Source organism: Naasia aerilata (genome assembly GCF_030296595.1).
GTDB lineage: Bacteria > Actinomycetota > Actinomycetes > Actinomycetales > Microbacteriaceae > Naasia > Naasia aerilata.
In genome coordinates this window covers 1,137,016-1,150,528 of the sequence record NZ_AP027731.1, presented here as the reverse complement: position 1 = coordinate 1,150,528, position 13,513 = coordinate 1,137,016, and the positions used below count along the sequence as shown (strand labels likewise).

Here is a 13,513-nt window from a genome sequence, read left to right as displayed (position 1 = left end):
CTCCCTGCGGATGCCGGGGATCAGCCGTCCGCGCTCGGCTTGACGGCGTGACCGCCGAACTGCTGGCGCAGGGCCGCCACCGCGCGCATCGCGGGCGACTCCTCCTGGCGCGACACGAAGCGCGCGAAGATGGACGCCGAGATGGCGGGCATCGGCACCGCGTGCTCGATGGCCTCCTCGATCGTCCAGCGTCCCTCGCCCGAGTCGGCGACGTAGCCCTCGATCTTCTCGAATCCGGGATCCTGCTCGAGAGCGAGCACGAGGAGCTCGAGCAGCCAGGAGCGCACGACCGTTCCGCGCTGCCAGGCCTTGAACGTGGCAGGGAGGTCCTTCACGAGGTCCGAGCGGGCCGCGAGGAGCTCGTAGCCCTCGGCGTAGCCCTGCATCAGCGCGTACTCGATGCCGTTGTGCACCATCTTCGCGTAGTGGCCGGCGCCCACCGGGCCCACGTGGACGAAGCCCTCCTCGCGCGGACCCTCGGGACGCAGGGCGTCGAAGATCGGCATGGCGCGAGCGATGTTCTCGTCGCTTCCGCCGACCATGAGTCCGTAGCCGTTCTGCTGGCCCCACACGCCGCCCGAAACGCCGGCGTCGGCGTACTCGATGCCCTTCTCGGCGAGCTGAGCCTCGTGCAGGAAGTCGTCGCTGAACTTCGAGTTTCCGCCGTCGATGACGAGGTCGCCAGGCGAGAGCACGCCGGCGAGGTCGGTGATCACAGCGTCGGTGATCTTTCCGGCCGGAACCATCACCCACACGATGCGCGGACCGGTCAGCGCGGCCGCGAGGTCGGCGAGCGTCGCCACATCAGACACGTCGGGGTTGGTGTCGTACCCGACCACATCGATGTCCGCCTTGCGCAGGCGGGCACGCATGTTGTTGCCCATTCGGCCGAGGCCGACCAGACCGATCTGCATGGGATCTCCTCTGAGGATCAGCGCAGCAGCAGGTTCGGCTGCAGCAGGTAGCGGTAGTCGTCCGACGCCGCCTTGTCCTTGCTCGACTGGCTCGTGATCAGCACCGGGCCCGGCTTGTTCGGATTCTCGGTCTTCGTGAACGCGATGCGCACGAACTCCGAGTGGACGGCGCCGAGACCGTCGAGCAGGAATTGCGGCTTTAGCGAGACGACGGTGTCCGTGCCGTTGAGCAGCGCTTCGATGTTCTCCGAAGCCTGCGCCTGCTCGGAGCCGATCGCCTCAAGCGTCAGCCCCTCGAGGTCGAAGCTGTAGCGCAGAGCCGCCTCGCGCTCGAGCACGAGCTGCACGCGCCGGGTGGCCTCGACGAGCTCCGCCGTGTTGATGACGGCGTAGTTGTCGACCTGCTCGGGGAACAGCCGCTTCACGGGCGGGAAGTTGCCCTTGATGAGCAGCGAGGTGACGGTGCGCTTCTCCGAGCTGAAGGCGATGAGCTCACGGTCGTCGCCGCCGGTGATGGAGATCGTGATGGTGCCCGTGTTGCCGAACGTGCGGCCGATCTCCTGCAGCGTGCGAGCCGGCACGAGAGCGGTGATCGTGGTTGCGCCCTCGTTGGCCGACTCCCACTGGATGCCTCGGACCGCTACCCGGTATCGGTCGGTTGCGACGAGGCTCAGGCTGTCCCCGGAGATCTCGAGCTGCACGCCGGTGATCACGGGGGTCACGTCATCGCGCGAGGCGGCGACGGCCACCTGCGCGACCGCCTGGGAGAACGCGTCGGCAGGAACGCTGCCCGTCGGGGCGCCCACCGTGGGGAGGTTCGGGTACTCCTCGACCGGCATGCTCAGCAGGGTGAAGCGCGCGGAGCCGGCGCGGACGACGATGCGGGAGTCCTCGCTGAACACCTCGACAGGGGCGGAGGCGGGCAGCCGGCTGGCGATGTCGGCGAGTAGCCGTCCGGACACGAGGGCCCGGCCCTCCTCGGTGACCTCGGCGGTGATCTCGGTGCGCGCGGACACCTCGTAGTCGAAGGAGGACAGCACGAGGCCGGTCGAGGTCGCCTCGAGCAGCACTCCCGACAGGATCGGCAGAGTCGTGCGCTGCGGCAGGAGCTTGACGGCGAAGGACACGGCCTCGCTGAACACGTCCCTGTTCGCTGAAAACCTCACGGATGTCCCCTGTCTGTTGGCAGTCGGTCAAATGCTAGCGGGTGGCTCCGAACCGCCGCGAAGCGGGCGACCCCGGCTGCTGCCTCCCAAGAGGTTGTCGACCGAGGAATAACAAGAAAGAGATCTTTAACACTCTTAACGGGTGTGGATGATGTGAGTAACTCGGCCGATCCCAGTGAGGCCCTGGGAACTACAACCGTGCAAGTTGTGTGACCCGTGTGGGGGCCACAGGGGGAACGTGGACAACCCCCTCGACGCCCAAGATGCTTCTCTCACAAGCAGCTCGGGTTTGTCCCCACCTCGGGGGTGTGTCGTCCCCCGGTTCTCCACAGATTTCACACACTCTGTGCAGAAGCCATGCTCGAATCGGCATGAAACCCCCTTCGGGGTCGTTCTGATCCCACAGGTTGTGGAGAACCGGTGGATAGATCGGGCCCGAACGGCGTCGAAGCGGGGTTTTCGGGGTGGAGAAGTGGGATTCGGCGAAGTTGTGCACAGGGGCGCCGAAGTGGTGAAGGAGAGGGTCGAAGCCGGCGTCCTGCTCTCCGGGCTGCCGGTCGTGGGCTCAAGAGGCTGTGGGGGCGGAGTCGCCGCCCCATCGTCCGCCCTTTCCGGGTGGCCGGCGCCGAGCGCACCCCCGCCACCGAGCGCACCTCGTACCCCCGAGCGCACCCCGTACACAGGGCGCGCTCGGTGCCTGGAGGTGCGCTCGGCAAAGTGGGAGCGCGCTCCGTGCGTGAGGGCGCGCTCACGGGTCCTCACGTGGTCCTGTGAGGGCTTTCCTGTGCTTCGCCCGGGCTGGGTCCGGGCTGGGTCCGCTCCGTCGAGCGCGGGGCGTTCACCGAGCGCGGGGCGTCACGACGAACGCGGTGTGGAGACGACCCGCGCTCGTCGCCTCGCACCGCGCTCGGTGTTCAAGCGTCAGCCGCGTGTGTAGCGGTGGTTCTGCTTGATCCGGCTCGTGAGCTCGGTGACCTGGTTGTAGATCGAGCGCCGCTCCTTCATTAGCTCGCTGATCTTCTTGTTCGCATACATGACGGTCGTGTGGTCGCGGTTGCCGAACAGCTGCCCGATCTTCGGGAGCGACAGGTTGGTCAGCTCGCGGCACAGGTACATGGCGATCTGCCGGGCCGTGGCGATCGCCTGCGACCTCGATGAGCCGTAGAGGTCGTCGACGCTGAGCTTGAAGTAGTCCGCGGTGTGATTGATGATGTCGACCGGCGCGATGACGTTGTCCTCGTCGAGCGTGATCAGGTCCTTGAGCACGGTCTGCACGAGTGCCATGTCGACCGGCGTGCGGTTGAGGCTCGCGAACGCGGTGACCCGGATCAGGGTGCCCTCGAGCTCTCGGATGTTGCTCGACACCTTCGAGGCCATGTACTCCAGGATGTCGTCCGGCACCTGCAGCTTGTCGTTCTGCGCCCTCTTGCGCAGGATCGCGATGCGCGTCTCGAGGTCGGGCACCTGCACGTCCGTGATGAGGCCCCACTCGAACCGCGAGCGCATGCGGTCCTCGAAGCCGGTCAGTAGCTTCGGCTGCAGGTCGCTCGTGATGACCACCTGCTTGTTGTGGTCGTGGAGGGTGTTGAAGGTGTGGAAGAAGGCCTCCTGCGTGGAGTCCTTGCCCTGCAGGAACTGGATGTCGTCGATGAGGAGGACGTCGATGTCCCGATACCGCGCCTGGAAGAGGGAGGAGCGGTTCGCCGCGATCGAGTTGATGAAGTCGTTGGTGAACTCCTCGGAGCTCACATAGCGGACGCGGATGCCGGGATACAGGCTGACCGCGTAGTGGCCGATGGCATGGAGCAGGTGCGTCTTGCCGAGGCCGGACTGTCCGTAGATGAAGAGCGGGTTATACGCCTTCGCCGGAGACTCCGACACGGCGACGGCTGCCGCGTGGGCGAAGCGGTTGGAGGCGCCGATGACGAAGTTGTCGAAGCTGTACTTCTGGTTCAGCCGGGAGTCGCTGCGCCCGCCCGGGCCGGGCAGCTCGACGACGGGCGCGACGGGTGCCTCGATGTAGGACTCCGCGGGCAGCGGCTGCGGCTCGTCCACGACCGGGACCGGGGTGTCCTCGATGTCCGGGTTGACGACGATCGCGAAGTTGGCGACCTCGAGCACGGGATCGAGCGATCCGATCGCGCCGAGAAGCGGCATCCGCATGCGCTGCTCGAGCATGCCGCGGGTGAAGTCGTTGGGAACCTCGAGGTACATGGTGCCGGCCATGACGCCTTTCGGCTCGACCAGGCCGAGGAACCCCGCAGCTGCGGCGTGATCCGCTCATCCTCGTCCAGCGCGGACAGCACGGACGCCCAGATCTCCCGTGTCTGGGTTGCGACCTCTGCCATTCCCGCCTCAGCAAGCCTCCGGAACAACCAGGACGAAGACCGTCCCCCATCTTCACTTCTGGTGCCGCGGTCGTGCCGGAAGCCGGGCGGCTGGTTGCTCACCGTAATGTTCGGTGTGGGATGTATCAAATCCCTCAGCCAGAATATCCGAGGCGGCTCCCGGCTCCCCGGCGTCTCCCCAGGCTCTCCGTTTGACCGGGGCCTCGCGGACGCGTATTTTTAACCAGTTGCCCGCCGGCCTCGCGCCGCGTGCCCTGTCTGTCGCCGTCGCGGCGACACGCCCATCTTCTCCCTTGGAGCACCCCCATGAGCAAGCGAACCTTCCAGCCGAACAACCGCCGTCGCGCGAAGGTGCACGGCTTCCGCCTGCGCATGCGCACCCGTGCCGGTCGCGCGATCCTCTCGGCGCGCCGTGCCAAGGGGCGCACCGAGCTCTCCGCGTAGGTGCTCGCCCGCGCCCACCGCGTCGTCAGCGGGGCGGACTACCGCCGGATCGTGCGGAAGGGCCGCCGCGTCAACGGACGCACCACCATCGCCTACCTCGACCGAGTGGTTCCGGGCGATGACGCCCGCTTCGGCTTCATCGTGAGCAGGGCCGTGGGTGGCGCGGTGGAGCGCAACCGCGTGCGCCGGCGGCTCAAGGCCGTCTGCTTCTCGCTCCTCCCCGAGGCTCCCTCCCGTGCCGTGGTGCTGCGCGCCCTTCCGGCCGCTGCGTGCGCCGACTGGGACGAGCTGCGAGCCGAAGTGGCCGCGGCCGTGCTGCGTCCGCGGTGAAGGTCCGAGCATGACGGCTCTGCGGACCCTCCTCCTGCTGCCTCGGAACGTCGTGGTGGTGCTGCTCCGTCTCTACCGGGCGGTGATCTCGCCCCTGTACGGCGACGTCTGCCGCTACTACCCGTCCTGCTCGCGGTACGGTCTCGAGGCGGTGCAGGAGCACGGCGTGGTCGTCGGCGGCGCACTCACGGCGGCCCGCATCTGTCGCTGCCACCCGTGGGCGGCAGGCGGCGTCGACGACGTCCCACTCCGGAAGGTGCGCCGCTACCGCACCACGAACTTCGGGTTCGTCGTCCCCGCGCCGACGGCCCTGACTCCAGCACATCGAAAGGCCTGACCAGATGGACATTATCGGAACTATCCTCTGGCCCATCAAGTGGGTGATCGAGCTTCTGCTCGTGTCGTTCCACTCGATGTGGAGCGCGCTCGGCCTCTCCCCTGACGACGGCATCACCTGGGTGCTGTCCATCGTCGGCCTGGTGCTCGTCGTGCGCGCCGCCCTCATCCCCATCTTCGTCCGGCAGATCAAGAGCCAGCGCAAGATGCTCGAGGTCGCGCCGCAGCTCAAGAAGATCCAGGACAAGTACAAAGGCAAGCGCGACCAGTTCTCCCGCGAGGCGATGTCGCGCGAGACCATGGAGCTCTACCGCCGCACGGGGACCAACCCCCTCAGCTCGTGCCTTCCGCTGCTCATCCAGATGCCGATCTTCTTCGGCCTGTTCTCCGTGCTGAACGGGGCACAGCACGACAGCAAGGGCGTCGGCCTGCTCAGCGTCGAGCTGGCCGACTCGTTCGCCAACTCCGAGCTGTTCGGGGCTCCCCTGAAGTCGACCTTCATCGGCGAGTTCAATCTGTTCACCGCGGGTCAGCCGTTCAACGGCCTCGTCATGACGATCGCGGCGACCATGGTGATCCTGATGACCGCGTCGCAGTTCTACACGCAGTTGCAGATCATGGCGAAGAACATGTCGCCCGAGGCGAAGAACAGCCCCATGTTCCGCCAGCAGCGCATCCTCCTCTACATCCTCCCGCTGGTCTTCGCCTTCTCCGGCGTCGCCTTCCCCCTGGGTGTGATGTTCTACTGGCTGACCTCGAACATCTGGACGATGGTGCAGCAGTTCCTCGTCATCCGGAACATGCCGACGCCCGGCAGCGAGGCCGCCAAGGCCAGGGAGGCCCGGCTCGCGAGGAAGGGCAAGCTCGTCCTGGAGGCCCAGACCGCGGACGCCGCGGTTCCCGAGGTGGCCCCCAAGCGGCCCGCCCAGCGCCAGCAGCCGATCAGCAAGAACCGAGCCAAGAAGACCGGGAGCAAGTAGTGACCGACGCCCAGATCACCCCGGCAGCCGAGGACGAAGGCGACGTCGCCGCGGACTACATCGAGGAGCTCCTCGACATCTGCGACCTCGATGGCGACATCGACATCGAGACCAGCGGGGACCGGACGCACCTCTCCGTGACCGCCTCATCGGACAGCAACCTGCGCATCCTCGCCAACCCGGAGGCGGTTGCCGCTCTTCAGGAGCTCACCCGCCTCGCCGTGCAGGTGCGCACAGGCGAGTTCTCGCGCCTGATCCTCGATGTCGGCGGCAGTCGGGCGGTGCGGCAGCAGCAGCTCGCCCAGCGGGTCGATGCCGCGCTGGCCGCGCTCGACAAGGGTGCGGCGCAGTACGACTTCGAGCCGATGTCCTCCTACGAGCGCAAGCTCGTCCACGATCTGGCCGCCGAGCGCGGGCTGGTGTCCCGTTCCGAGGGAGAGGGTCGGGACCGCCACACCGTGCTCACGCGCGACTGATGGTTCCACGTGAAACAGAGCCGGCGGCGGAACCCGAACCGGCCGTCGCCGCCGACCTGTTCGGCGACCGGATCGACCTCGCCCGGGCCTTCACGGCCGACCTGATCGCGCGTGGTGAGCCCCTTGGCCTGATCGGCCCGCTGGAGCTCCCGCGGATCTGGACCCGCCACATCGTCAACTCGGTGCTGCTCGCCCCTCTGCTCGTCGGGACGGTCGGCGACGTCGGCACGGGCGCCGGCCTGCCCGGAGTGGTGCTGGCGATCGCCCGCCCGGACGTCCGGTTCGTGCTGATCGAGCCCATGGAGCGACGGGTCGCCTGGCTCGAGGAGCAGAAGGCACTCCTCGCTCTGGACAACGTGGAGGTCGTCCGCGCGCGAGCTGAGGAGGCTCCGTTCCCACGGAAGCTCGACCAGGTCACGGCACGCGCCGTCGGCGCCCTGTCGAAGCTCATCCCTCTGACCGCCCCGCTCGTGCGACCTGGTGGAGAGCTTCTCCTCCTGAAGGGCGCGGCCGTCGAGGCGGAGGCGGCGAAGGCGGGCAAGGCGATCTCCCGCTGGCGCCTGACGGATGTGCGAGTGGAAGAGCTCGGCACCGGTATGGCGACCGAGGCAACGCGGGTCTTCCGAGCTACAGTCAGTTGACCCGGCAACGCCCCCTCACCCATCTGGCCCTCCCGGTCTTCCCTTCGGAAGGTTCCACGTGAAACACCACGACACCCCTGCGGCGCCGGCATTCGACAGCACCACTCCCCTGGCTCGCGAGCTGGCGGACATCCGCCGCCGACGCCACGCGCTCGACACCACTCGCTTCCTCGGCCAGCCGAGACGCGGGTCTTCACGATCGCGAACCAGAAGGGTGGCGTCGGCAAGACGACGACCACGGTCAACCTCGCGGCGGCCCTCGCCAGGTCCGGCGCGCGCGTTCTGGTCATCGACCTCGACCCGCAGGGCAACGCCTCGACGGCCCTGGGCGTCGAGCACCGCGCAGAGACGGCGAGCGTCTACGACGTGATCGTCGGCGAGGTCCCGATGGCCGAGGTCCTCCAGCAGAGTCCGGAGTTCCCCGACCTCTTCTGCATCCCGGCGACCATCCACCTGGCCGGCGCGGAGATCGAGCTCGTCTCCCTGGTCGCGCGAGAGCAGCGCCTCCGCACCGCACTCGCGGAGTTCCTCTCCACAGCGCCGGAGCGGTTCGACTACGTCTTCATCGACTGCCCGCCGTCGCTCGGGCTGCTCACCATCAACGCGTTCGTGGCCGCGCGAGAGGTGCTGATCCCCATCCAGTGCGAGTATTACGCGCTCGAGGGCCTGAGCCAGCTGCTGCGCAACATCGAGCTGATCGAGCGCCACCTCAACCCTCACCTGCGCGTGTCGACCATCCTGCTGACCATGTACGACGGCAGGACGAACCTCGCGAACCAGGTGGCCGCGGATGTTCGCGAGCACTTCCCCGCGGAGACGCTCCAAACGCTGATCCCCCGATCGGTCCGCATCTCCGAGGCGCCCAGCTACGGCCAGAGCGTGATCAGCTACGACACCAACTCCCCCGGCTCGCTCTCCTACCTGGAGGCAGCCGCCGAGATCGCACGACGAGGAGCGACGAACTGATGGCGACCCCCAAGAGGACCGGACTCGGACGCGGGATCGGCGCGCTCATTCCCGTCGCCGACGAAGGTGCGCGACCGGTGGACGTCTTCTTCCCCGACTCGGGGGCCGCACAGGACGGCCTGGTGGCCGTTCCCGGGGCGCGCCTGGCGAACCTCGAGATCGCACAGATCGTTCCGAACCCGCATCAGCCCCGCAAGGAGTTCGACGCCGAGGCGCTCGAGGAGCTGGCCGTCTCCATCCGCGAGAACGGGGTGCTGCAGCCGATCGTCGTGCGGCCCGCGCCACAGGGCTCCGCGGCCCGCTATGAGCTCGTCATGGGCGAGCGCCGGCTGCGTGCCAGCAAGCGGGCCGGGCTCAGCACCATCCCGGCGGTCATCAAGGAGACCGCGGATGATGCGATGCTCCAGGACGCCCTCCTCGAGAACCTCAACCGCTCCCAGCTGAACCCGCTGGAGGAGGCGTCCGCCTACTCGCAGCTGCTCTCCGACTTCGGGATCACGCACGAGCAGCTCGCGGGGCGCATCGGCCGGTCGCGGCCCCAGATCAGCAACACCATCCGCCTGCTCAAGCTGCCGGCGCCGGTCGCCAATCGCGTGGCCTCCGGCGTCCTCACCGCGGGCCACGCCCGCGCGATCCTCTCCCTCACCGACGAGGAGGAGATGCAGAAGCTCGCGGACAAGATCGTCAACGAGGATCTGTCGGTGCGGGCGGCTGAGGCCGTCGTCAGCAGCGGCAGCAAGCAGCGCCGCGGCAAGGCGGCCTCCGGACGGCGCCACGAGGGACTCGACGAGATCGCCGAGCGACTCGGCGACCGGCTCGACACCCGCGTCAAGGTGTCGCTGGGTGCGAGCCGGGGTCAGATCGTCATCGACTTCGCGACCATCGCCGACCTCAACCGCATCCTGGGCGCCATCGGCGAAGAGGGCTTCAGCCGCGCCTGACGGTTCCGTCCCCCGTGAGAGCGCCGAACCGGATCGCTATCGCTCGGTTGGATGGCTGTTTCACGTGGAACCGGTGCGCAGGCGATTCCCTCTGTTCCACGTGAAACGCGGCTTCCGCAGCAGGTTTCACGTAGAACACAGGTGCAGCTAGTCGCGCGCCGACTCCATGGCGCGGCGTGCGATCGCCTCGTAGACCTCACCGAGCGAGCCGCCCTCTGCCTCCACGGCGAGGGGAAGCAGCGACGTCTCCGTGAGGCCCGGCAGGACATTGACCTCGAGGAACCAGGCCCGGTTCTCGGCGTCGACGATCATGTCCACGCGGGAAAGGTGCCGCAGGCCCAGCGCCCGGTGCACGAGCAGCGCGAGCGCGGCCGCGTCGTCCGCCGCGGAGGCTGAGATCCGCGCGGGAGAGAAGAACCGGGTCTCGCCGGCGTTGTAGCGGGCGGAGAAGTCGTAGGTGCCGGCGACCGGCACGATCTCCACGGCGGGAAGGGCGCGGGGGCCGCTGCCGGAGTCGAGAACGCTCACCGCGATCTCGGTCCCATCGATGAAGTGCTCGACCAGGGCGTCGTCGCCGTAGGTGTAGGCATCCACCATCGCGCGGGGCAGCTCGTCGGCGCTGCGCACGATGCTGACTCCCTGTGCAGACCCGCCGCGCGACGGCTTCACCACGAGCGGCAGCGGGAAGGACGATCGGACCAGATCGAGGACGGCAGGGGCTCCGAGCTCGCGGAACGTCTCCCTGGAGAGGGCGACACCTCGAGGTGTCACTCCCCCGGCATTCGCGACGACGGTCTTCGCGACCGGCTTGTCCCACGCCAGACGGGCGGCGCGGTGGTCCGACCCGACGAAGGGGACCCCCGCGCTCTCCAGGAGGGCCAGAAGAGCGCCGTCCTCGCCGCTGGCACCGTGGAGGGCGGGCCAGACGACGTCGAACGATCCGGCGGTCAGCTTCGGCAGCAGCGACGCGTCGGGCTCGCCGAGCGTCACGCGCCAGCCCTGGTCCTGGAGGGCGTCCGCGACGCGCCTCCCGGAGCGGAGTGAGACGTCGCGCTCGTGCGAGATCCCGCCGGCGAGGACGAGGACGGAGGGTGCGGGCTTTTCCATGATGTCCTTCGGCTAGGCGAGGTCGGAGGGCGGGCTGAGGACGTGGCGGTCCGCTCGGACGGACCGCAGGGGTCCCGTGCCGGAGAACGTGGAAAGCAGGTCCAGCTCCCCGCCCACCACGTTCGCCAGTCGGCGGATGCCCACTCGGATGTTGGCCGGGGTGGGATGGCAGAACGAGAGCCGCATGTAGTCGGTCCCTGTCCCGTCTGCGAAGAACGCGGTGCCGGGCGTGTAGGCGACGAGCTCCGTGACCGCCCGAGGCAGCATCTGCTTCGAGTCGAGCTCCGGGGGCAGCGTGACCCACACGTAGAAGCCGCCGTCAGGGTGCGTCCAGCTCAGCTCGGGCAGGTGCTCGGTCAGGGCGGAGAGCATGGCGTCACGGCGCTCCCGATAGACGTCGCGGAAGGTGGCGATCTGCGCGCGCCAGTCGGCCGTGTCCAGGTACTCGTTCACGACCAGCTGCGAGAAGGAGCTGGGGGACAGGATCGCCGACTCGGCGGCCAGCACGAGCTTCTCGCGGATCGCGTGCGGAGCGAGGGCCCACCCCACGCGGAAGCCGGGCGCCAGCGTCTTCGAGAAGGATCCGAGGTACACGACACCCTCGTCGTCGAGCGTCCGCAGGGGCGGGGCGGCGGCGCGTCGAAGTACAGCAGGCCGTAGGGGTTGTCCTCGATGACGAGCACGCCGCTGCTCTGGCAGATCTCCAGCACCTCGCTGCGGCGCGCAGCACTGAGCGTGACGCCGGCCGGATTGTGGAAGTTCGGCACCGTATAGAGGAACTTGATGGTGCGGCCGGCGGCGCGCTCGCGCGTGATCGCCTCTCGGAGCGCCTCGGGGATGAGACCGTCGTCGTCCATGGCCACGTGCACGGTGCGCGCCTGGTACGAGCGGAAGACGCCGATGGCACCGACGTAGCTCGGCGCCTCGGCCAGCACCACATCGCCCGGGTCGAGGAACAGCTTCGCGACCAGGTCGATCGCCTGCTGGGATCCGGTGGTCGTCACGACGTCGTCGACGCTCGCACGGATCCCCTCCTCGCCCATGACGGCGAGGATGTTCTCCCGCAGCGCCGGCACGCCTTGGCCGGATCCGTACTGCAGCGCCGTGTCGCCGCGTTCCGTCATGACGGTGTCGAACGCGCTTCTGATCAGGGAATCCGGCAGTGCGGAGACATACGGCATGCCGCCGGCGAGGGAGACGACCTCCGGTCGCGAGGCGACGGCGAACAGTGCCCGCACCTCCGATGCGCTGAGGCCCGACGTCCGGTCGGCATAGAGGTCGTACCACGGGTCGAGGTTGTTGCCCGCGCGATCTGTTCCTGACACTGTTTCCTCTTCTGGCTAGCCGGTTCCACGATAGTGACAACAAAAAAGACCCGCCCGGCGATGCCGAGCGGGTCTGAAGAGAGTCCGTCGGTCAGGCCAGGAATGCTGCCAGCTCGGACTCGAGTGCGGGCTTCGGCTTCGCGCCGATGACGGACTTGACGACCTCGCCGCCGCGGTAGACCTTCATCGCCGGGATGGAGGTGATGTGGTACTTGGCCGCGGTCTCGGGGTTGTCGTCGACGTTCAGCTTGACGATCTCGATCTTCTCGCCGTTCTCCAGGGCGATCTGCTCGAGCACGGGGCCGACGGCGCGGCAGGGCGCACACCACTCGGCCCAGAAGTCGACGAGCACAGGCTTGTCGGACTTGAGGACGTCCTGCTCGAACGTCGCGTCGGTGACCTGCTTGAGGTTGGACATGAATCTCCTTCGTCGTGCGCCAGTGTATAGGCGCTCAGTTGGTGAGGCCTGCGTTCAGGCCTGTGTCACGAGCTCGCCGTCCGCGTCCACGGTGCTGCCCGCGGCCGGAGCGGTGCCCTCATCGACGTGTCCCTTGGCAGGGCGCAGCGTCTCCTCGGGAAGCGAGGCGAGGTAGTGCTCCGCGTCGAGGGCGGCGACAGTGCCGGACGCGGCGGCCGTGACGGCCTGACGGTAGGTGGGATCGATGACGTCTCCTGCGGCGAACACGCCCGCCAGATTGGTGCGCGAGCTGCGCCCGTCGACGGCGATGGTCCCCTCGATGGTCAGGTCGAGCTGCCCGTGGAAGAGATGCACCCGCGGGTCGTTGCCGACCGCGATGAAGAGGCCGGTGAGCTCGAGCTCGCGCTCGGCCCCGCTCACGGTGTCCCGCAGCGTCACGGCCGACACCTGCTCGGCTCCGGAGATGCCGACGACCTCGCTGTTCCAGAGGAACTCGATCTTCGGGTTGTCGAAGGCGCGCTGCTGCATGATCTTCGAGGCGCGGAGCGAGTCGCGGCGGTGGATGATGTACACCTTGTCCGCGAAGCGGGTGAGGAAGCTCGCCTCCTCCATGGCGGAGTCGCCACCGCCGACGACGGCGATGTGCTGCTTCCGGAAGAAGGCCCCGTCACAGGTGGCGCACCAGGAGACGCCGTAGCCGCTCAGGCGGTCCTCGTCGGCCAGGCCCAGCTTGCGGTACGCGGATCCGGTCGCCACGATCACCGACAGCGCCTCATGCACGGCGCCGGAGCCGAGCGTCACGCGCTTGACCGGACCCGTGAGGTCGACGCTCGTGACGTCGTCGTACACGACCTCGGTGCCGAACCGCTCCGCCTGCTGACGCAGCTTGTCCATCAGGTCCGGGCCCATGATCCCCTCGGGGAAGCCGGGGAAGTTCTCGACCTCGGTCGTGTTCATGAGCTCGCCGCCCGCCTCGACCGAGCTCGCGATCAGCAGGGGCTCGAGCTCGGCCCGCGCCGCGTAGATGGCGGCCGTGTATCCCGCAGGACCCGACCCGATGATGATCATCTGACGCACTGGATTCGCTCCTCGTGTCTTCGACGACGGGGCTCTCCGCGCCG

General features: G+C 68.2%; 12 protein-coding genes and 3 pseudogenes. 8 read left to right on the top strand and 7 right to left on the bottom strand.

Annotated features, from left to right (window positions below; all coding sequences use genetic code 11):
- Positions 1-20 precede the first annotated feature (20 nt).
- The 3 genes and pseudogenes from gnd to dnaA form a co-directional block, all read right to left on the bottom strand.
- Positions 21-914, bottom strand: coding sequence for a phosphogluconate dehydrogenase (NAD(+)-dependent, decarboxylating) (gene gnd, locus QUE51_RS06235; protein WP_286278718.1), 894 nt, complete (start codon positions 912-914; stop codon positions 21-23).
- A 17-nt stretch (positions 915-931) separates the two neighbouring features.
- Complete coding sequence (gene dnaN / locus QUE51_RS06230; RefSeq protein ID WP_286278717.1) at positions 932-2,080, bottom strand: DNA polymerase III subunit beta; 1,149 nt, start codon at positions 2,078-2,080, stop codon at positions 932-934.
- A 921-nt stretch (positions 2,081-3,001) separates the two neighbouring features.
- A pseudogene (gene dnaA / locus QUE51_RS06225) lies at positions 3,002-4,428 on the bottom strand (chromosomal replication initiator protein DnaA).
- Between the two features lie 306 nt (positions 4,429-4,734).
- Between dnaA and rpmH the strand changes: the two are divergent.
- The 8 genes and pseudogenes from rpmH to QUE51_RS06185 all read left to right on the top strand — a co-directional run bounded on the left by rpmH (position 4,735) and on the right by QUE51_RS06185 (position 9,542).
- Positions 4,735-4,872, top strand: a complete 138-nt coding sequence (gene rpmH, locus QUE51_RS06220) for a 50S ribosomal protein L34 (protein WP_027692766.1) — start codon at positions 4,735-4,737, stop codon at positions 4,870-4,872.
- A complete protein-coding gene (gene rnpA / locus QUE51_RS06215) occupies positions 4,873-5,202 on the top strand; it encodes a ribonuclease P protein component (protein ID WP_286278715.1) in 330 nt (109 codons plus the stop codon). It abuts the gene before it with no gap.
- A gap of 10 nt (positions 5,203-5,212) precedes the next feature.
- On the top strand, positions 5,213-5,539 hold the full coding sequence (gene yidD, locus QUE51_RS06210; protein ID WP_286278714.1) for a membrane protein insertion efficiency factor YidD: 327 nt from the start codon (positions 5,213-5,215) through the stop codon (positions 5,537-5,539).
- Positions 5,540-5,543: 4 nt separating this feature from the next.
- Complete coding sequence (gene yidC / locus QUE51_RS06205) at positions 5,544-6,518, top strand: membrane protein insertase YidC (protein ID WP_286278713.1); 975 nt, start codon at positions 5,544-5,546, stop codon at positions 6,516-6,518.
- Positions 6,518-6,994, top strand: a complete 477-nt coding sequence (locus tag QUE51_RS06200; RefSeq protein ID WP_286278712.1) for a Jag family protein — start codon at positions 6,518-6,520, stop codon at positions 6,992-6,994. Before yidC ends, QUE51_RS06200 begins: the two co-directional genes overlap by 1 nt.
- The gene (gene rsmG / locus QUE51_RS06195; protein WP_286278711.1) at positions 6,994-7,635 is read left to right on the top strand and encodes a 16S rRNA (guanine(527)-N(7))-methyltransferase RsmG; all 642 of its coding nucleotides are present in this window, start codon (positions 6,994-6,996) and stop codon (positions 7,633-7,635) included. Before QUE51_RS06200 ends, rsmG begins: the two co-directional genes overlap by 1 nt.
- Positions 7,636-7,693: 58 nt before the next feature.
- A pseudogene (locus tag QUE51_RS06190) lies at positions 7,694-8,601 on the top strand (ParA family protein).
- Positions 8,601-9,542, top strand: a complete 942-nt coding sequence (locus tag QUE51_RS06185; protein WP_286278710.1) for a ParB/RepB/Spo0J family partition protein — start codon at positions 8,601-8,603, stop codon at positions 9,540-9,542. Before QUE51_RS06190 ends, QUE51_RS06185 begins: the two are co-directional and overlap by 1 nt.
- Before the next feature lie 147 nt (positions 9,543-9,689).
- Here the strand turns inward: QUE51_RS06185 and QUE51_RS06180 are convergent, their stop codons facing one another.
- From QUE51_RS06180 to trxB, 4 genes and pseudogenes are all read right to left on the bottom strand, one after another.
- Complete coding sequence (locus QUE51_RS06180; protein WP_286278709.1) at positions 9,690-10,649, bottom strand: D-alanine--D-alanine ligase family protein; 960 nt, start codon at positions 10,647-10,649, stop codon at positions 9,690-9,692.
- A 12-nt stretch (positions 10,650-10,661) separates the two neighbouring features.
- Positions 10,662-11,974: pseudogene (locus QUE51_RS06175) on the bottom strand (aminotransferase-like domain-containing protein).
- 91 nt (positions 11,975-12,065) lie between these two features.
- Positions 12,066-12,392, bottom strand: a complete 327-nt coding sequence (gene trxA / locus QUE51_RS06170) for a thioredoxin (protein WP_286278708.1) — start codon at positions 12,390-12,392, stop codon at positions 12,066-12,068.
- 54 nt (positions 12,393-12,446) lie between these two features.
- Positions 12,447-13,469, bottom strand: coding sequence for a thioredoxin-disulfide reductase (gene trxB / locus QUE51_RS06165; RefSeq protein ID WP_286278707.1), 1,023 nt, complete (start codon positions 13,467-13,469; stop codon positions 12,447-12,449).
- Positions 13,470-13,513 lie beyond the last annotated feature (44 nt).